This window comes from Corynebacterium zhongnanshanii (genome assembly GCF_014490575.1).
GTDB lineage: Bacteria > Actinomycetota > Actinomycetes > Mycobacteriales > Mycobacteriaceae > Corynebacterium > Corynebacterium zhongnanshanii.
In genome coordinates, this window is the sequence record NZ_CP061033.1 from 433,122 (window position 1) to 450,733 (window position 17,612).

Annotated in this window: 15 protein-coding genes, 5 tRNA genes and 1 rRNA gene; 17 read left to right on the top strand and 4 right to left on the bottom strand. The window is 61.2% G+C overall.

All coding sequences use genetic code 11. The annotated features are described in order from the left end of the window. The first annotated feature begins 36 nt into the window (after nucleotides 1-36). The 5 genes from mshD to pstB all read left to right on the top strand — a co-directional run bounded on the left by mshD (nucleotide 37) and on the right by pstB (nucleotide 5,165). Nucleotides 37-1,041 carry a mycothiol synthase gene (mshD, locus tag IAU67_RS01860; protein ID WP_151842478.1) on the top strand — a complete coding sequence of 335 codons (1,005 nt, stop codon included), beginning with the start codon at nucleotides 37-39 and terminating at the stop codon, nucleotides 1,039-1,041. A gap of 224 nt (nucleotides 1,042-1,265) precedes the next feature. After that, nucleotides 1,266-2,381, top strand: coding sequence for a phosphate ABC transporter substrate-binding protein PstS (gene pstS, locus IAU67_RS01865; protein WP_225723526.1), 1,116 nt, complete (start codon nucleotides 1,266-1,268; stop codon nucleotides 2,379-2,381). A gap of 35 nt (nucleotides 2,382-2,416) precedes the next feature. Next, entirely contained in the window at nucleotides 2,417-3,460 is a 1,044-nt protein-coding gene (gene pstC, locus IAU67_RS01870; RefSeq protein ID WP_151842476.1) for a phosphate ABC transporter permease subunit PstC, read from the top strand. 13 nt (nucleotides 3,461-3,473) lie between these two features. Beyond that, nucleotides 3,474-4,358, top strand: coding sequence for a phosphate ABC transporter permease PstA (pstA, locus tag IAU67_RS01875; protein WP_151842475.1), 885 nt, complete (start codon nucleotides 3,474-3,476; stop codon nucleotides 4,356-4,358). Nucleotides 4,359-4,388: 30 nt separating this feature from the next. After that, nucleotides 4,389-5,165, top strand: coding sequence for a phosphate ABC transporter ATP-binding protein PstB (gene pstB / locus IAU67_RS01880; RefSeq protein ID WP_151842474.1), 777 nt, complete (start codon nucleotides 4,389-4,391; stop codon nucleotides 5,163-5,165). Here the strand turns inward: pstB and IAU67_RS01885 are convergent. Together IAU67_RS01885 and dusB are read right to left on the bottom strand one after the other, a co-directional pair. Further along, nucleotides 5,141-5,827 carry a phosphate signaling complex PhoU family protein gene (locus IAU67_RS01885; RefSeq protein ID WP_151842473.1) on the bottom strand — a complete coding sequence of 229 codons (687 nt, stop codon included), beginning with the start codon at nucleotides 5,825-5,827 and terminating at the stop codon, nucleotides 5,141-5,143. The two genes, pstB and IAU67_RS01885, sit on opposite strands and share 25 nt — an antisense overlap. Before the next feature lie 20 nt (nucleotides 5,828-5,847). After that, nucleotides 5,848-6,996, bottom strand: a complete 1,149-nt coding sequence (gene dusB / locus IAU67_RS01890; RefSeq protein WP_225723525.1) for a tRNA dihydrouridine synthase DusB — start codon at nucleotides 6,994-6,996, stop codon at nucleotides 5,848-5,850. Between the two features lie 205 nt (nucleotides 6,997-7,201). On the opposite strand from dusB, the gene IAU67_RS01895 reads away from it, so the two are divergent. The 7 genes from IAU67_RS01895 to IAU67_RS01925 all read left to right on the top strand — a co-directional run bounded on the left by IAU67_RS01895 (nucleotide 7,202) and on the right by IAU67_RS01925 (nucleotide 9,884). Beyond that, nucleotides 7,202-8,707: a succinyl-CoA:acetate CoA-transferase ScpC gene (locus tag IAU67_RS01895; RefSeq protein ID WP_151842472.1), complete on the top strand. Its 1,506-nt coding sequence runs from the start codon at nucleotides 7,202-7,204 to the stop codon at nucleotides 8,705-8,707. Nucleotides 8,708-8,799: 92 nt separating this feature from the next. After that, nucleotides 8,800-8,872, top strand: a tRNA-Lys gene (locus tag IAU67_RS01900). Nucleotides 8,873-9,024: 152 nt separating this feature from the next. Then, nucleotides 9,025-9,097, top strand: a tRNA-Glu gene (locus IAU67_RS01905). Between the two features lies 1 nt (nucleotide 9,098). Continuing rightward, nucleotides 9,099-9,172, top strand: a tRNA-Asp gene (locus IAU67_RS01910). 173 nt (nucleotides 9,173-9,345) lie between these two features. Continuing rightward, nucleotides 9,346-9,419: transfer RNA gene (locus IAU67_RS01915), tRNA-Asp, on the top strand. A 38-nt stretch (nucleotides 9,420-9,457) separates the two neighbouring features. After that, nucleotides 9,458-9,530, top strand: a tRNA-Phe gene (locus IAU67_RS01920). A 63-nt stretch (nucleotides 9,531-9,593) separates the two neighbouring features. After that, nucleotides 9,594-9,884: a GNAT family N-acetyltransferase gene (locus IAU67_RS01925; RefSeq protein WP_151842471.1), complete on the top strand. Its 291-nt coding sequence runs from the start codon at nucleotides 9,594-9,596 to the stop codon at nucleotides 9,882-9,884. Nucleotides 9,885-9,887: 3 nt separating this feature from the next. Here the strand turns inward: IAU67_RS01925 and epsC are convergent, their stop codons facing one another. Both epsC and cysK read right to left on the bottom strand, forming a co-directional pair. Continuing rightward, nucleotides 9,888-10,472 (bottom strand): serine O-acetyltransferase EpsC, encoded by a 585-nt coding sequence (gene epsC / locus IAU67_RS01930; RefSeq protein WP_151842470.1) that lies wholly within the window; start codon nucleotides 10,470-10,472, stop codon nucleotides 9,888-9,890. 18 nt (nucleotides 10,473-10,490) lie between these two features. Beyond that, nucleotides 10,491-11,423: a cysteine synthase A gene (gene cysK, locus IAU67_RS01935; protein ID WP_151842469.1), complete on the bottom strand. Its 933-nt coding sequence runs from the start codon at nucleotides 11,421-11,423 to the stop codon at nucleotides 10,491-10,493. Nucleotides 11,424-11,547: 124 nt separating this feature from the next. Between cysK and IAU67_RS01940 the strand changes: the two genes are divergently transcribed. The 5 genes from IAU67_RS01940 (at nucleotide 11,548) to IAU67_RS01960 (ending at nucleotide 17,384) form a co-directional block, all read left to right on the top strand. Further along, a complete protein-coding gene (locus IAU67_RS01940; protein WP_225723524.1) occupies nucleotides 11,548-12,333 on the top strand; it encodes an enoyl-CoA hydratase-related protein in 786 nt (261 codons plus the stop codon). Beyond that, nucleotides 12,334-12,855 (top strand): hypothetical protein, encoded by a 522-nt coding sequence (locus IAU67_RS01945; RefSeq protein ID WP_151842467.1) that lies wholly within the window; start codon nucleotides 12,334-12,336, stop codon nucleotides 12,853-12,855. A 109-nt stretch (nucleotides 12,856-12,964) separates the two neighbouring features. After that, on the top strand, nucleotides 12,965-13,867 hold the full coding sequence (locus IAU67_RS01950; protein WP_151842691.1) for a helix-turn-helix domain-containing protein: 903 nt from the start codon (nucleotides 12,965-12,967) through the stop codon (nucleotides 13,865-13,867). Between the two features lie 59 nt (nucleotides 13,868-13,926). After that, nucleotides 13,927-15,183 (top strand): UDP-N-acetylglucosamine 1-carboxyvinyltransferase, encoded by a 1,257-nt coding sequence (gene murA, locus IAU67_RS01955; RefSeq protein WP_151842466.1) that lies wholly within the window; start codon nucleotides 13,927-13,929, stop codon nucleotides 15,181-15,183. A 675-nt stretch (nucleotides 15,184-15,858) separates the two neighbouring features. Next, nucleotides 15,859-17,384 (top strand): 16S ribosomal RNA (locus IAU67_RS01960). Nucleotides 17,385-17,612: the final 228 nt, after the last annotated feature.

A 17,612-nucleotide genomic window follows, 5' to 3' on the forward strand; every position in this document is an offset into this window, starting at 1 on the left:
TGGCAGGGCGTGCGCGAAATAGGGAAGATGGACAGCATGGATACTTCCCGAGATGCCAGCCCGTTTAGTATTGAGCCCCGCGAGCACCTCTATTCCTCGCCGGAGGTGGTGGAGTCCGTGAAGGAGTTCCTCGCGGATGTGGAGGACTACGATAAGGTCGCAGCGCTCAGCGAGGCCTTCGTGCGGGGGCTGGCGGATGATCGGGGACATCGGCATCTCATCGCCCGGACCGCGGGGGACGAAGTGGTGGTGGGCGTGATCGCCATCAACGAGGATCGGGTAGTGGAGCTGGCCGTATCCCCGCAGTACCGCCACGCAGGACTGGCGGTGAAGCTCATCGAGGGACTGCGGGATGACCTGGGGATTACGGGAGCCATCGACGTGTGGGCACACGGCGACCTCCCCGAGGCACAGCGCTTCGTCTCCCGGCTGGACGCGCGCCGCACGCGCGAGCTGCATAAGATGTCCGTCCAGTGCGCGCCGGGTTCGCCGCGCCACGCCCTGTTTGAGAAGGCTACGAAGGACGCGCACGAGCGTGCGGAGTCCCTGGACTTCAGCATCCTGACCTATGAGCAGGCCTGTGAGCGTTTCGGGAAGGAGGTCACGGACGAGGAGTGGCTGCGCGTGAACAACGAGGCCTTTGCGTGGCATCCGGAGCAGGGCGGATGGTCCCTGGAACAGCTGACGGAGGCGCGAAACACGGCGTGGTTCGATCCCCAGGGCGTGCTGATGGCGTGGAAGGACGAGGGGGAGAGGACCCGCTGCGTGGGCTTCCACTGGACGAAGATTCCTGTCGACCAGCGGGAGGTGGACGAGGGGCAGCGCGCCGGCGAGGTGTACGTGGTGTGCGTGGCCGACGAGGCCCGGGGCACGGGGATGGGCAGCGCGATGACGTCGTTGGGCATCGGCTACCTTCTGGATCACGGGTGCGGCCTGGTGGAGCTGTATGTGGAGGGGGATAACGCTCCGGCGGTGGCGACGTATCGGAAGCTGGGCTTCGACGTGGTGCACACCGACGTGGTCTACCGCGGCCAGCTGTAGGTAAACGTGAGGTGAACCCGCGGGCGCTTCTCTGCGTGTGCGGGCCGGGGGAGGGGTAGCGTTTGGGGGTATCTCATGTGGGGGAAGTGCGCAGGTCGGCGGGTGAAAAAGAGCTGTTAACTCTCCATTAACCCTGTGCCTGCTTCGTGTCCATCATGGATTTGTACAGTGCCTGGTAACGACGAATGTTTTTTGACGCATACCTACTCGGAAGGCACACTACTGTGAAGCAGACGACTAAGCGCTCGAGCGCTGTAGCCGTATCCTTGTTCGCCGGCGCCCTGGCATTGAGCTCGTGCTCCAATGCAGCCAACGATTCCGCATTGGGGGGAAGCGGAGAAAACGCTGACAAACTCGCGACCGACGCCTCCGGAGAACTGCGCGCCGAGGGGTCCTCGGCACAGCAAAACGCCATGGACAACGTCTTCAGTCCCGCGTTTTCCGCCGCCACCGGCGCCCAGCTGGCGTACAACGCCACGGGATCCGGCGCGGGACAGACCCAGTTCATCTCCGACCAGGTGGACTTCGCGGGCTCCGATTCTCCTCTGAAGGACGACCAGGTGGAGGCCGCCGCGAAGCGCTGCGGTGGCAACGAGGCCTGGCACCTGCCCATGGTGATCGGCCCGGTGGCCGTGGCCTACAAGCTGGACGGTGTGGAGGAGACCCTGAACCTGTCCACGATGACGATCGCCAAGATCTTCAAGGGTGAGATCACTTCCTGGGACGACCCAGCCATTCAGGGCGAAAACCCGGGCGTGAACCTGCCGGCCGTCCCCATCTCCGTGGTGTACCGCGCCGACGAGTCCGGCACCTCCGATAACTTCCAGAAGTTCCTCCGCGCCTCCACCGACGGCTACTGGACGGACGAGGGCAAGTCCTTCCCTACGGCAGTGGGCGCCGGTACTAACAAGTCCACCGGTGTGGCTCACCAGGTGGCCGTCACCAACGGTGCCATCACCTACGTGGAGTCCGGCTACGCCAAGGAGCGCGAGGGCGATATGAACATCGCCAAGATCGACTTCGGTAAGGGGCCCGTGGAGCTCAACTCCACCAGTGTGAACAAGGCCCTGGACACGGTTGTCTTCAGCGGTGAAGGCCACAACCTGGTGGTGGATTCGGACGCGCTCTACGCCTCCAAGGAGGACGGTGCCTACCCGCTGGTGCTGACCACCTACGAGATCGTGTGCTCGGCGGGCTACGACGAGAACACGGCCAAGCTGGTGAAGAACTTCCTGTACACCATGCTGGATAACCAGAGTGAGGACCTGGAGAACGAGGGCTACATTCCTGTCGACGGACAGTTCAAGGACAAGCTGACCGCCGCTGTTGACGCACTGTAATCCCTGCGACACTCCACTTCTTGTAAGGAAACCTCATGGCTTTAGCCACCCGTCCTGACACGGACGCGCGCGCCGCGTCCGTGGAGGAACCTCTCCCGACGACCCACAGCCAGCGCGCGGGCGGATCGACCGTCAAGCGCGTGGGGGATGTGACTTTTGAATCCCTGGCCAAGGGATCCTCCATCCTCATCACGGTCATCATTGCCCTGATCGGACTGTTCTTGGTCTTCCGCGCGATCCCGGCGCTGTCCCGCCTGAGCGACGGATTCATCAGCTTCTTCACCTATGGTGAACGCTGGAACACCAACTACACCGCCAATGACGGTGGCTGGATGCAGTTCGGTATCCCGAACCTGTTCTTCACCACGGTGATGGTCTCCCTGCTGGCCCTCATCATCGCGATGCCCGTGGCCCTGGGTGTGGCCATCTTCCTGTCCAACTACTGCCCCAAGCCGCTCATGAAGCCCCTGGGCTTCATGGTGGATCTGCTCGCTGCCGTGCCGTCCATCGTGTTCGGTATCTGGGGTAGCCAGGTCCTGGGCCCGGCGATGGGGCCGTTCTACGAATGGCTCTCCGGCTGGGCCGGCGGATTCATCCTGTTCAACTTTGACCAAGGAACCTCGCCGGCCACGTCCACCAGCCGCAACATCTTCACCGGTGGTGTGGTGCTGGCCATCATGATCCTGCCCGTCATCGCCGCGACCACCCGCGAGGTGTTCATGCAGACCCCGAAGGGGCATGTCGAGGCTGCGCTGGCGCTGGGAGCGACCCGCTGGGAAGTGGTGCGCATGACCGTGCTGCCGTTCGGCATGTCCGGCTTCGTCTCCGGTTCCATGCTGGGACTGGGCCGTGCCCTGGGTGAGACCATGGCGCTGTACATGGTCATCGCGTCCTCCCCGGGATTCCGCGGATCCCTGCTGGACGGTGGTACCACCTTCGCGACCGCCATTGCCAACGCCGCCCCGGAGTTTAACGATAACCTCAAGGCCGGCGCGTACATCGCCGCAGGTCTGGTGCTGTTTATCTTGACCTTCCTGGTCAATGCCGCTGCCCGTGCCGTCGTCGCTCAGAAGCACTAGGAGACCCCACCCCATGACTACCACTGAGATGTTTGTGCCCATCTCCACCACGCGCAAGGCCAAGGACAAGGTTGCGACGGTGTTGATCTACGGCACGATGGTTCTGGCCCTACTCCCACTGGTGTGGTTGCTGGCTACCGTGGTGATGAACGGCCTGTCCGCCGTGCTGGACCCCGCCTGGTGGGGATTCGACATGGCCGGCCAGCCGGTGAACCGCGCCGGCGGCGGTATCGCCCACGCGATCATCGGCACCCTGGTGCAGGTGGCCGTGACGTCGATCATCTCCATCCCGATCGGTGTGCTCACCGCCATCTACCTGGTGGAGTACGCCAATGGCTCCCTGCTGGGCCGCGTCACCACCTTCATGGTGGACATCCTGACGGGCGTGCCGTCCATCGTGGCCGCGCTGTTCGTCTACGCCATGTGGATTACTATGTTCGGCTTCAACCGCTCCGGCTTCGCCGTGTCCATCGCACTGGTGCTGCTGATGGTTCCGATCATCGTCCGCAATACCGAAGAGATGCTGCGCATTGTGCCGATGGAGCTACGCGAGGCCTCCTACGCACTGGGTGTTCCGAAGTGGAAGACCATCTGCACCATCGTGTTGCCCACCGCGCTGTCCGGCATCGTCACCGGCATCATGCTGGCCGTGGCCCGCGTGATGGGAGAGTCCGCCCCGGTTCTGATTCTGGTGGGGTCCACCCCGATCATCAACTGGAACGTCTTCGAGGGTAACCAGAACTCCCTGCCGCTGTTCATGCTGCAGATGTACGGCGCTGGTAGTAGCGACTACGTGCTCCAACGTCTGTGGGGCACCGCGCTCACCCTGGTGCTGTTGGTGGCCTTCCTGATGCTGAGCGCCCGCTTTATTTCCAAGAAGTTTTCGGTGAAGCTGTAACCGCACCCGCACTCGACGAGGAGTACACACATGGCCAAGCGCCTTGATCTTAAAGACGTCAATATTTACTACGACCAGTTTCACGCGGTGCAGAATGTCAACCTGACCATTCCACCGAAGTCCGTCACCGCTTTCATCGGCCCGTCCGGTTGCGGTAAGTCCACGGTGCTGCGCACCCTAAACCGCATGCACGAGGTCATCCCCAACGCCCGTGTGGAGGGCGAGATCCTCCTGGACGGGGAGGACATCTACGGCCCGAAGGTGGATCCGGTGGCGGTGCGCAACACCATCGGCATGGTCTTCCAGAAGGCCAACCCGTTTCCCACCATGTCCATCGAGGAAAACGTGGTGGCCGGCCTGAAGCTGGCTGGAGAGAAGAACAAGAAGAAGCTGCGCGAGGTTGCGGAGAAGGCCCTACGCGGCGCGAACCTGTGGGAAGAGGTCAAGGACCGCCTGAACAAGCCCGGCGGCAGCCTCTCCGGTGGTCAGCAGCAGCGCCTGTGCATCGCCCGGGCGATTGCAGTGGAACCGCAGGTGTTGTTGATGGACGAGCCGTGCTCCGCCCTGGATCCCATTTCCACGCTGGCGGTGGAGGACTTGATCCACGAGCTGAAGGAACAATTCACCATCGTGATCGTCACGCACAATATGCAGCAGGCCGCGCGTGTGTCCGACCAGACGGCCTTCTTCTCGCTGGAGGCCACCGGCAAGCCGGGGCACCTCGTGGAGGTGGGCCCCACGGAGAGGATCTTCGAGAAGCCGCAGAAGAAAGAGACCGAGGATTACATCTCTGGCCGCTTTGGATGAGCCACGGACTGCGCGAACTCCTCCGGCTGCATGGCCGTGGCCATGAAGATCACCCGATTGCCGACGGAGACGGCGTGGTCGGAATAGCGCTCAAACATCCGGCTGAGCTGGGTGACGTCCACGGCCTCGCGTGCTGAGTAGGGCCAGTCCTTGGCCGTGGCGAGGTTGAACAGCTCATGGTGGATCCGGTCCACCTGATCATCGTCACCCTCGAGCGCCAGGGCTTTCTGTGGGTCGGCGTCCTCCATGATGGACGTCACCATCAGTGCGGCGTGGCACCCCAGGGAAGACATCTGCTCGATGCGTGGGCGGAGCTCGTCGGGGACCGCGCATTGCGGGTGCCGGCGTCGGGCTACTTTTGCCACGTGGATACCCAGCAACGCCATGCGGGCGAAGCTGCCCACGATGTGAATGCCGGAGACCACGTGGCGCAGGTCGCGGGCCACGGGTGCCTCCAGGGCCAGCATGGCAAACGCCGCTTGCTCCCCGTGGTCCTTCAGTTCGTCCACCTCGTCGGCGCGGGCGACGATGGATTCCGCCAGCTCCAGGTTGGAGGTCAGGAGTGCCTCCGTGGCATGGCTCATGAGGTCGTGAGCCAGGTCGGCCAGGGCGCGTTGGTTGTGGTTAAAGGCGTTCAGTCTTTGATTGTAGAGTTCACGCATGATGCCACCCAGTCTAGTATCTAGCCCCCGGAATGCATGATATCTGCGCCTTCGGGCACGGCATCATCCTCTGGGTCGTCCAACCAGCCCTCGGGCAGAAGCACCTTCGCGGGGGAGCCCTGGCGTCCACGCGCGCCGTCGGCGTCGTCGGCGGTGGCGGGGGAGTCCCAGATGTCCTCCAGGGCGTGGCGTAGCTCGTCCAGGGACGTGATTGTCGCCAATGTCCGACGCAGGTCTCCGCCCGCCGGAAAGCCCCGCATGTACCAGGTCATGTGCTTGCGCATGTCGCGACAGCCCTTGGTTTCGCCCTCGTGGTCGCACAACAGTTCCGCGTGGCGCAGGATGATCCGGGCCACGTCCCCTAAGGTGGGCTCTGCCGGGACGGGCAGGCCGCGCAGCTCCGCGGAGAGCTGGGCGAACAGCCAGGGCCGACCCAGGCAGCCGCGCCCCACCACCACGCCGTCGCAGCCGGTGCTGTCCATCATCGCGCGGGCGTCGGTGGATTTGAAAATGTCGCCATTGCCGAGCACGGGCACACGTCCGTCGATGTGCTCCACCAGGCGGGCGATTTCGTCCCAGTTCGCCTCGCCGGAGTAACGCTGGGAGGCAGTGCGTGCGTGCAAGGCCACGGCGGCGGCGCCTTCGTCGGCGGCGATGCGGCCGGCGTCGAGGTGCGTGTGGTGGTCGTCATCGATGCCGACGCGGAACTTCACGGTCACGGGGATATCGGTGCCCTCGGTGGCCTTGACGGCCGCGGCGACGATGTTGCCGAACAGGCGGCGCTTGTAGGGCAGGGCGGCACCCCCGCCGCGGCGAGTGACCTTGGGCACGGGGCAGCCGAAGTTCATGTCGATGTGGTCGGCGAGGTTTTCCTCCACGATCATCTTTGCTGCCCTGTAGGTGTATTCGGGGTCGGTGGTGTACAGCTGCAGGCTGCGGGGGTCTTCGTCGGGGGCAAAAGTGGTCATGTGTAGCGTTTTGGGGTTGCGCTCCACCAGGGCGCGCGCGGTGACCATCTCGCACACGTAGAGGCCGGCCACGCTGCCCATCCGCTGGCGCTCTTGTTCGCGGCAAAGGGTGCGGAAGGCCACGTTCGTGACTCCGGCCATGGGGGCCAGGACCACGGGGCTGTCGAGCTCTAAGGGACCTATTCGCAATGCGCTATTCACGCGCTCAATTGTCACACCCGAATGGTGGGAAGGCAAAAATTTTCGGGGTGTGGTGGTTGTAACAGAATGCTTTATGTAGTCTTGTGTCCAAGAGGTTTTGCGCCCTTTACCTGCGGTTATAGTTTTATCACTATTGATTTAAAACTATTTATGTACGCGGACTGTGGCGTCGAACATAATTCACAACTACAGGAGGAACAACAGGATGTCCGAGCGCATCGCACACGCCGAACTGCAGTCCAAGGTCATGACCGCGGACGAAGCCGCTCAATTCATTAACAACGGCGACAACGTCGGCATGTCCGGATTCACCGGTGCCGGCTACCCCAAGGCGCTCCCCACGGCCATCGCCAACAAGGCCAAGGAGGCCCACGACCGCGGCGAAGAGTTCGCCATCAACGTCTTCACTGGCGCCTCCACCGCACCCGACTGCGACGGCGTGATGGCCGAGGCCAATGCGATCAACTACCGCACCCCATACAACTCGGATCCCGGCCTGCGCGGACAATTCAACGACGGCACGGCGCGCTACCAAGACATCCACCTCTCCCACCTGGGCCTGCAGGTAGAGCAGGGCTTCTTCGGTGACTTCCAGGTCGCCATCATCGAGGCCGTGCGCATTACCGAAGAGGGGCACATCGTTCCCTCCTCCGCGGTGGGTAACAACGTGGAGTACATCAACGCCGCGGACAAGGTGATCGTTGAGGTTAACGAGTGGCAGTCTCTGGACCTTGAGGGCATGCACGATGTCTACAAGGTGCCGAACCTGCCGAACCGCACCCCGATTCCTATCCAGAACCCTGGCGACCGCATCGGCACCCCCTACATCCCGGTCGATAGCTCCAAGATCGTGGCCGTGGTGAAGACCAACGCCCCCGACCGCAACGCCCCCTTCAAGCCGCTGGACGAGACCTCCAAGCAGATCGCGGGGCACTTCCTGGACCTGCTGGAGGGTGAGGTTCGCGCCGGGCGCCTGGCCTACGACCAGTACATCATGCAATCCGGCGTGGGTAACGTGCCCAACGCCGTGATGAATGGCCTGCTGGACTCCAAGTTCGAGAACATCCAGGCCTACACCGAGGTGATCCAGGACGGCATGATCGACCTGATCGACGCCGGCAAGATGACCGTCGCCTCCGCCACCTCCTTCGCCCTGTCGCCCGAATACGCGGACAAGATGAACGACGAAGCCGCGCGCTACCGCGAGTCCATCGTCCTGCGCCCACAGCAGATCTCCAACCACCCAGAGGTCATCCGTCGCGTGGGTCTGATCGCCACCAATGGCATGATCGAGGCCGATATTTACGGAAACATCAACTCCACCAACGTCACCGGCTCCAAGGTGATGAACGGCATCGGCGGATCCGGAGACTTCACCCGCAACGCCTTCATCTCCTCCTTCATCTCGCCGTCTCAGGCTAAGGACGGCGCGATCTCCGCAATCGTGCCGTTTGCGTCCCACATCGACCACACGGAGCACGACGCCATGGTGATCATCACCGAGTACGGCTACGCTGACCTGCGCGGCACGGCGCCACGCGACCGAGTGAAGAAGATGATCTCCATTGCACACCCGGACTACCGTCCGCTGCTGGAGGAGTACTACGAGCGGGCCACCAAGGCCGGTAAGGCGCTGCACACTCCACACGACCTGGCTACGGCCTTCCAGTTCCACACCAACTTCTTGGAGAAGGGAGACATGCGCGGCTAGTGTTGTCCAGCTAGGTGCATGTAACTCAGGCCGCCCCCACGCGGGGCGGTTTTCTTTTATGGTGGCTTTTTCGCTAGAATGTTGAAGGCGTTGGGCCTTTAGCTCAGTTGGTAGAGCTACGGACTTTTAATCCGCAGGTCCCGGGTTCGAGCCCCGGAGGGCCCACAGCACGCACGTGAACCCCGCGCAGCAGCGCGGGGTTCACGTGTTTTTGACGGCACACACAGTGGGTGTGACCAGGCGATTTGTGCAAAAGGTGCTTTATTGTTTAAGCTAAGCGGGCTGCTAAAGAAGTTGGAAACAACGTCGTTAGTATTGCTCCCATCGTCTAGGGGCCTAGGACTCCGCCCTTTCACGGCGGCAACACGGGTTCGAATCCCGTTGGGAGTACGGCCCTGTGGCGCAGTTGGTTAGCGCGCCGCCCTGTCACGGCGGAGGTCGCGGGTTCAAGTCCCGTCAGGGTCGCAAGGTGAAAAACCGGTGCATCGGATAGTGAGATGCGCCGGTTTTTTCGTGCGTGCTTTAGCCTGCCCTTGGGGTATGTAAAATGCTTCTCTGACCTGGTGATTTGTACTCTCTAGGCATGTGCCTATATAATTACTTCTCGTGCACATGAGCGTGAACAACGCAGTGTATGTGGCCCTGTGGCGCAGTTGGTTAGCGCGCCGCCCTGTCACGGCGGAGGTCGCGGGTTCAAGTCCCGTCAGGGTCGCGTCGAATTAAAGATTCCACATAGAGTTTTTATTTCGAGGCCAGATAGCTCAGTCGGTAGAGCGTTCGCCTGAAAAGTGAAAGGTCGCCGGTTCGATCCCGGCTCTGGCCACACTCACCGCCCATCCTCACTATGGAGGATGGGCGGCTTCGTGTTTTTCGGTAGGGTGGGGGCATGTCTGATACCACACCACAGAAAACTGTTGTTAAAGAAGAAGCCCGCTACGTCATCCAGGTGGATGGGGCAGAGGCCGGCTACGCCGAGTTCGTGGAGAACGGCTCCGTGAGGGATTTCAACCACACCGTGGTGGACTCCGCCTACCAGGGTCAGGGATTGTCCAAGCTGCTCATTAAAGAAGCCCTCGACGACACTCGCGAGGCTGGGATGACCATCATCCCTACCTGCACGGCCGTGGAGGGCTTTATCGCCAAGAACCCGGAGTACCAGGACTTGGTGAAGAAGTAGGTTCTAAATGTTGTTCTGGAGGTCGTCAACCCACTTGACGGCGTCCACCAGAGGCGTGGTCTGAGAGGGCTTGCGCGGCCGTGGCTGCGCCGGAATGCCCGTCAGGATGGAATGCGGTGGGGCGTCCTTCGTCACCACCGCATTCGCGCCCACAGCGGAGCCCTCACCGATGGTGACGGGGCCCAGCACCTTGGCGCCAGCGCCGATCATCACACCGTTGCCGATGGTGGGGTGGCGCTTGCGCTGAACCAGCTCGGAGCCGCCGAGGGTCACGCCGTGGTAGAGCATGACATCGTCGCCGATTTCGGCGGTCTCACCGATGACTACGCCCATGCCGTGGTCGATGAAGAACCTCCGGCCAATGGTGGCGCCTGGGTGGATTTCGATGCCCGTGAGCGCGCGAGTGATTTGGCTCAACACGCGGGCGGGGCCGCGGAGCCCCTTGGTCCACAGAACGTGGGACACGCGATGCGCCCAGATGGCGTGCAGCCCGGAATACACAATGGCGTTTTCTAGGTCGCCTCGTGCTGCGGGGTCATGCTGTCGGGCGTTGGCGAGGTCCTCGCGAATGCGTCCGATAATGCTCACAGATCGAATCCTTAAAAACTAGTCGCGCAGGTCTTCGAACAGAAGGGTGGAGACGTAGCGCTCACCGAAGTCAGGGACGATTACCACGATAGTCTTGCCGGCGTTCTCAGGCTTCTTTGCCTCCTGCAAAGCGGCCCAGACGTTGGCGCCGGAGGAGATTCCGGACAGCACGCCCTCTTCAGCGGCCAGCTGGCGAGCGGTCTTCACCGCGTCGTCCAGGGCAACGTCGTAGACGTCGTCGATGATGTCCTTGTTCAGGTTCTCTGGGAAGAAGTTGGTGCCCAGGCCCTGGATCTTGTGAGGTCCGAAGCGTCCCTCGGTCAGCAGTGGGGAGTCGGCTGGCTCCACACCCACGATGCGGATGTCTGGGTTCTGCTCCTTCAGGTACTTTGCAGCACCGGAGACGGTTCCGCCGGTACCCACACCTGCGACGAAGATGTCTACCTTGCCGTCGGTATCTTCGTAGACCTCGCGGCCGGTGGTGTTGTAGTGCACCTCAGGGTTGGCTGGGTTGGAGAACTGGCGGGCCAGGATGGCGTTGTCGGTGGACTCCACGATCTCGTTGGCCTTGTCCACGGCCCCCTGCATTCCGCCTGCACCTGGGGTCAGAACCAGCTCTGCGCCCAGGGCGCGCAGCATGATGCGGCGCTCGTTGGACATGGTCTCTGGCATGGTCAGGATGACCTTGTAGCCCTTGGCTGCGCCGACCATGGCCAGTGCGATTCCGGTGTTACCGGAGGTTGCTTCCACGATGGTGCCGCCTGGCTTCAGGGAGCCGTCCTTCTCTGCAGCGTCGATGATGGCCTTACCGATGCGGTCCTTGACGGAGTTGCCGGGGTTAGCGGCTTCCAGCTTCAGCAGAACGGTGGCGTCGCCGTCGTTGACTTTGTTGACCTTGAGCAGCGGAGTGTTTCCGATGAGATCAGTGAGGTTGTCGTAAATCTTTGCCATGTGGGGACATCCTTTCCGAGTTTTGTTGTCTATGCCCAATGAACAGACTGATCGGTCTGTTTTTAGATCCTACACTTCATCCCCCGGTGGCGCCAGGGGTGACCTTTTTGGGACAATGGGAGCCATGACTAGCAGCACCGAATTTGAAACCATCCTCGTCGACGTTGCCGACCACGTCGCCACCATCACCATCAACCGACCCAAGGCCCTCAACGCCCTGAATTCCACCGTCCTGGCCGAAGTCACCGCCGCCGCTGAGAAATTTGATTCCGACGCCGAGGTGGGCGCCATTGTGCTCATCGGTAGCGAAAAAGCCTTCGCAGCCGGGGCTGATATCAAGGAAATGAAGGATCAAACCTATCCTGAGGTCGCCGATCAGCGACTATTCGCGGAATGGGAGAAGCTGGCGTCGTTATCTACCCCGCTGATCACCGCAGTATCCGGATTCGCCCTGGGCGGCGGGTGCGAGGTGGCCATGCTCGGCGACATCCTCCTGGCGAGCGAGTCAGCCACGTTCGGCCAGCCCGAGATCAACCTCGGCGTCATCCCAGGAATGGGGGGAACGCAGCGTCTCACCAGGGCGGTCGGCAAGTACAAAGCCATGGACCTGATCCTCACCGGACGCATGATGAAGGCCGAGGAAGCGGAGCGAGCAGGGCTCGTGTCCCGCGTGCTGCCCACCGAAGGATTCGCCGAGGAAGTTCATAAGATCGCGGCAGGCATTGCCTCCAAGTCCCACGTGGCGCTCGAGGCGGCGAAGAAGACCGTCGACGCGGCCTACCAGACCACCCTCACCGAGGGCGTGGAGCTGGAGCGCCAGCAGTTCTGGAAGCTCTTCGCCACGGAGGACCAGAAGGAAGGCATGTCCGCATTCGTGGAGAAGCGCGATCCGGAGTGGAAGCACCGCTAAATGGCTAAGAAACCTCAAGGGAAGATCTTTAAGCGCGACCTGCCCGTGCCGCTGGCCGAGGCGTACCGCGTGGTGAGCTCGCGCACCTACCTGTGTACCGACGAGGACATGGCGCGGCCCGAGCAGAACAGCACGGGTGCGGAGATCTTCCACGCGGACTACACCGTGGATGACGAGGGCGTGACGCACGCCGTAGTGCATATGCGCAGTGCGGATGGGCAAGAGGGTGCGGAAGCGCCGGAAACGGGCCAGGCGGTGGCGGTGCAGCCACTGGAGGAGGACGGCTTCTCCATGCACACCCTGGTGTCCCTGCCCCACAGGATGGGCAACCTCCGCACGGTGCTGACCTTTGAGCCTTCGGCGGATCCGGACGTGGTGCGCGTCACCGCGTACGTGGAGGCGGACATTCCCGTCAAGGCGGTGGGCAAGGCCCTCACGAAGAAGCTGCTCGCGTCCTCCCCGGACAGCGTTGATCGTGGTCTGGAGCGCATTGTGCGCCTCAGTGCGCGCGAGGATCTTTAGGAGTGGGGGCAATTTTGGGGGTATAGGGGGTGTGGCATATACTCACTGGGACAGTGCCCTGGAATCTAGGATTCCCCCCATGAGGGCACCCGGTGTGAGGAGTAACTACGTGGAGCAGCAACGCCACCGCGATGACGAGGATGCAATTTTTTCCGCTTTGAACTCGTTGAAAAACGCGACGGGCATCCCCGCCACGATGTATGGAGCTGTGCAAACAGACGGAAAGCTACGCATCAACAAGTGGGTGGGCCTGCGCACTCCCGCGCTCCACAACCTCGAGATGAACGTGGGGGTAGGTGTGGGTGGCCGCGTCCTGGCAACCCGCCGCCCCGTGGGTGTATCTGACTACACCCGTGCGAAGTCCATCACCCACGATTTTGATCGCCACATCCGGGACGAGGGGCTCCACTCCATCGTCGCGGTGCCGGTGATCGTGAACCGGGACATGCGCGGCGTGCTTTACGCCGGTGTGCACTCCAAGGCCCGCATGGGGGACAAGGTCTTAGAGGAAGTGACCATGACAGCCCGCTGCCTGGAGCAGGACCTGGCGGTGCTGGACGCGTTGCGTCGTCAGGATGGCGCGCGTAACAGCAGCTCCGCCGCAGCCGCCAATGCCACCACCAACGCCAGCAGCAACGCCGCCCAGGCGGCGGCGCCGAAGCAGAACCGCTCCATGTCCGGTGCGGAATGGGAACAGGTGCGCGCCACCCACTCCAAGCTGCGCATGTTGGCCAACCGCGTGGAAGATGAGGCGCTGCGTCGGGATTTGGAAGTCCTGTGCGACCAGATGGTCTCGCCCGTGCGGGTGAAGCAGACCACCAAGCTGTCCGCCCGCGAGCTGGATGTCCTGGCCTGCGTGGCCCTGGGCCACACCAATGTGGAGGCGGCCGCGGAAATGGGCATCGGTGCTGAGACTGTGAAGAGCTACCTGCGCTCGGTGATGCGCAAGCTGGGGGCGCACACCCGCTACGAAGCGGTCAATGCAGCGCGCCGAATTGGAGCCCTTCCCTGATCGGTTGTTGGTTGGTTCTTTGACGGCATCTGCGGTGAATATTGTCTACTGTGGAGGTCGTGAAAGACAGCTTTATCGTCACGGGAGGCGCGCGCCTAAGCGGTGCGGTACGGGTACACGGCGCAAAAAACAGTGTGCTCAAGTTGATGTCTGCAGCTCTACTGGCTGAGGGCACCACCACGTTACACAACTGTCCGCAGATCGCTGACGTGGCGTATATGGCCGATGTCCTGCGGGGGCTGGGCTGCGAGGTGCAGGTGGATGGTGCGACGATTCACATCACCACGCCCGCGGAGATTGAATACAACGCGGACTTTGACGCGGTGCGGCAGTTCCGGGCGTCGGTCGCTATTTTGGGGCCACTGACCGCCCGGTGCCACAGGGCCCGCCTGGCCCTTCCCGGCGGCGACGCCATCGGTTCCCGCCCACTCGACATGCACCAAACGGGCCTGGAGAAGCTGGGCGCACACACCCGCATCGAGCACGGGTGCGTGGTGGCGGAGGCCGATCACCTGAGTGGGGCCCACATCAAGCTGGACTTTCCGTCGGTGGGGGCGACGGAGAACATCCTGACCGCGGCCGTGCTGGCGGAGGGGACCACCACGCTGGACAATGCGGCGCGTGAGCCGGAGATCGTTGACCTGTGCAACTTCTTGAACGAGATGGGCGCGAAGATCTCGGGCGCGGGCTCCAACGTGATCACGGTGGAGGGCGTGGATAGTCTGCGCGCCTGCGAGCACGACGTGGTGGGTGACCGTATTGTGGCCGGAACCTGGGCGTATGCTGCGGCGATCACGCAGGGTGACATCACGGTGGCGGGCATTGATCCGCAGCACCTGCACCTGGTGTTGGAGAAGCTGAAGCTGGCGGGCGCGCAGGTGGAGACCTATCCGTCCGGCTTCCGGGTGGTGCAGAACGCGCAGCCCACGGCGGTGGATTATCAAACCCTGCCGTTCCCCGGCTTCCCCACGGACCTGCAGCCCATGGCCATCGCGCTGTGCGTGGCCTCGGAGGGAATGTCCGTCATCACCGAGAACATCTTCGAGTCCCGTTTCCGCTTTGTGGATGAACTGATGCGACTTGGTGCCGACGCCAGCATCGATGGCCACCATGTGGTCATTCGTGGTGGACGTCCGTTGTCTTCCGCGCCGGTGTGGAGTTCCGATATTCGCGCGGGTGCCGGGTTGGTGCTTGCTGCGCTGGTGGCTGAGGGCGATACAGAGGTGCACGACGTCTATCACATCGATCGCGGCTACCCGGGCTTCGATGAACAGCTCCGTGCGTTAGGTGCGGGGATTAAGCGCGTTAAACGTTAGTTTTTAGCTGTACGTTTTCACGCTTTGAGCTGGGGATTTGTGTTGTGTGTGGGTTGTGTGTAGATTAGTTCAAGTCAGAGCGACCGACACCGGCTCCCAGACAAGCCACACAGAGTGATTGTGTGGGGTTGTTGTTAGGGGAGGGGCAGGAAAACGGCCCTGATGATCTGTACCGGAACGTGTTTGTTTCTGGTTTTGCTTCATGATTTGCATTCAATGTTGTTGGGTGTGGTTGTGTGTGCGCAGGTTGTTTGAGAACTCAATAGTGTGATGAACCAAGTTTAATTTGTTTCCACAGTACTGATGCACCGTGTGGTGTGTTGGTGTGAGGACATGGTTGGTGAATGCCCCTTTTTGCATGTTGTGGTGGCCTGGCGTCGTGTTGCTGGGTGGGTGTTCATTCTCATGATGATGCTTTTGTGTTGTTGTGGGGCTGTTTGTGTGCCAGTGTGCGGTAGCGCGCATGTGACACGGGAATAGTAATCGATGATGGCGCATGCAGGTTTGTGTGTGTTGTTGTTGTCTGACTGTGGCTTGTTGTTGTTGGAGGTCCCTTCTTCCCGTCGGGGCTGGTGATGACGATGACAGGTTTTTGAATGATTTATTTTGATTCTTTTGTCAGTAGTTTTATTTTTTTGTAGCTAGTTTTTGGCTCTCTTGTAGTGCTGATTTGCTTTTATGGAGAGTTTGATCCTGGCTCAGGACGAACGCTGGCGGCGTGCTTAACACATGCAAGTCGAACGGAAAGGCCTCTTGCTTGCAAGGGGTACTCGAGTGGCGAACGGGTGAGTAACACGTGGGTGATCTGCCCTGCACTCTGGGATAAGCCTGGGAAACTGGGTCTAATACCGGATAGGACCATCGTTTAGTGTCGGTGGTGGAAAGTTTTTTCGGTGCAGGATGAGCTCGCGGCCTATCAGCTTGTTGGTGGGGTAATGGCCTACCAAGGCGACGACGGGTAGCCGGCCTGAGAGGGTGTACGGCCACATTGGGACTGAGACACGGCCCAGACTCCTACGGGAGGCAGCAGTGGGGAATATTGCACAATGGGCGCAAGCCTGATGCAGCGACGCCGCGTGAGGGATGACGGCCTTCGGGTTGTAAACCTCTTTCGCTAGGGAAGAAGCCTTTTGGGTGACGGTACCTGGATAAGAAGCACCGGCTAACTACGTGCCAGCAGCCGCGGTAATACGTAGGGTGCGAGCGTTGTCCGGAATTACTGGGCGTAAAGAGCTCGTAGGTGGTTTGTCGCGTCGTCTGTGAAAGCCCGGGGCTTAACTCCGGGTCTGCAGGTGATACGGGCATAACTAGAGTGCTGTAGGGGAGACTGGAATTCCTGGTGTAGCGGTGAAATGCGCAGATATCAGGAGGAACACCGATGGCGAAGGCAGGTCTCTGGGCAGTAACTGACGCTGAGGAGCGAAAGCATGGGTAGCGAACAGGATTAGATACCCTGGTAGTCCATGCCGTAAACGGTGGGCGCTAGGTGTGGGGATCTTTCTACGATTTCCGTGCCGTAGCTAACGCATTAAGCGCCCCGCCTGGGGAGTACGGCCGCAAGGCTAAAACTCAAAGGAATTGACGGGGGCCCGCACAAGCGGCGGAGCATGTGGATTAATTCGATGCAACGCGAAGAACCTTACCTGGGCTTGACATATGCAGGATCGGCACAGAGATGTGTTTTCCCTTTGTGGCTTGTATACAGGTGGTGCATGGTTGTCGTCAGCTCGTGTCGTGAGATGTTGGGTTAAGTCCCGCAACGAGCGCAACCCTTGTCTTGTGTTGCCAGCACGTTATGGTGGGGACTCGCGAGAGACTGCCGGGGTTAACTCGGAGGAAGGTGGGGATGACGTCAAATCATCATGCCCCTTATGTCCAGGGCTTCACACGTGCTACAATGGTCGGTACAGTGGGTTGCGATACCGTGAGGTGGAGCTAATCCCTTAAAGCCGGTCTCAGTTCGGATTGGGGTCTGCAACTCGACCCCATGAAGTCGGAGTCGCTAGTAATCGCAGATCAGCAATGCTGCGGTGAATACGTTCCCGGGCCTTGTACACACCGCCCGTCACGTCATGAAAGTTGGTAACACCCGAAGCCAGTGGCCTAAACTCGTTAGGGAGCTGTCGAAGGTGGGATCGGCGATTGGGACGAAGTCGTAACAAGGTAGCCGTACCGGAAGGTGCGGCTGGATCACCTCCTTTCTAAGGAGTATTTTTGTTTTATTGTTTTGGAATCTGGGTAGATCGCATGGATGGTGATTGTGTCTGACTCGCACCGAAGAGGGTGTGGGTGTGGAAGTGGATTGGTGCTTGGTTTGTTGCTACTGTTGGGTGTCTGGAATGACGTTTGTTATTCCTGTGCATGGGGAGCATGTGGACGGTGACTACCGGTAGGTGGTTGGTGTTTGTGTGTTTCGTGTTGTTTGAGAA

Excerpts from the sequence above, each read along its gene's own strand:
- pstA (WP_151842475.1), top strand. The coding sequence starts at position 3,474 with ATGACTACCACTGAGATGTTTGTGCCCATCTCCACCACGCGCAAGGCC.
- mshD (WP_151842478.1), top strand. The coding sequence starts at position 37 with ATGGATACTTCCCGAGATGCCAGCCCGTTTAGTATTGAGCCCCGCGAG.
- IAU67_RS01940 (WP_225723524.1), top strand. The coding sequence starts at position 11,548 with ATGACTAGCAGCACCGAATTTGAAACCATCCTCGTCGACGTTGCCGAC.
- pstB (WP_151842474.1), top strand. The coding sequence starts at position 4,389 with ATGGCCAAGCGCCTTGATCTTAAAGACGTCAATATTTACTACGACCAG.
- IAU67_RS01895 (WP_151842472.1), top strand. The coding sequence starts at position 7,202 with ATGTCCGAGCGCATCGCACACGCCGAACTGCAGTCCAAGGTCATGACC.
- IAU67_RS01925 (WP_151842471.1), top strand. The coding sequence starts at position 9,594 with ATGTCTGATACCACACCACAGAAAACTGTTGTTAAAGAAGAAGCCCGC.
- cysK (WP_151842469.1), bottom strand. The coding sequence starts at position 11,423 with ATGGCAAAGATTTACGACAACCTCACTGATCTCATCGGAAACACTCCG.
- IAU67_RS01945 (WP_151842467.1), top strand. The coding sequence starts at position 12,334 with ATGGCTAAGAAACCTCAAGGGAAGATCTTTAAGCGCGACCTGCCCGTG.
- pstC (WP_151842476.1), top strand. The coding sequence starts at position 2,417 with ATGGCTTTAGCCACCCGTCCTGACACGGACGCGCGCGCCGCGTCCGTG.
- IAU67_RS01885 (WP_151842473.1), bottom strand. The coding sequence starts at position 5,827 with ATGCGTGAACTCTACAATCAAAGACTGAACGCCTTTAACCACAACCAA.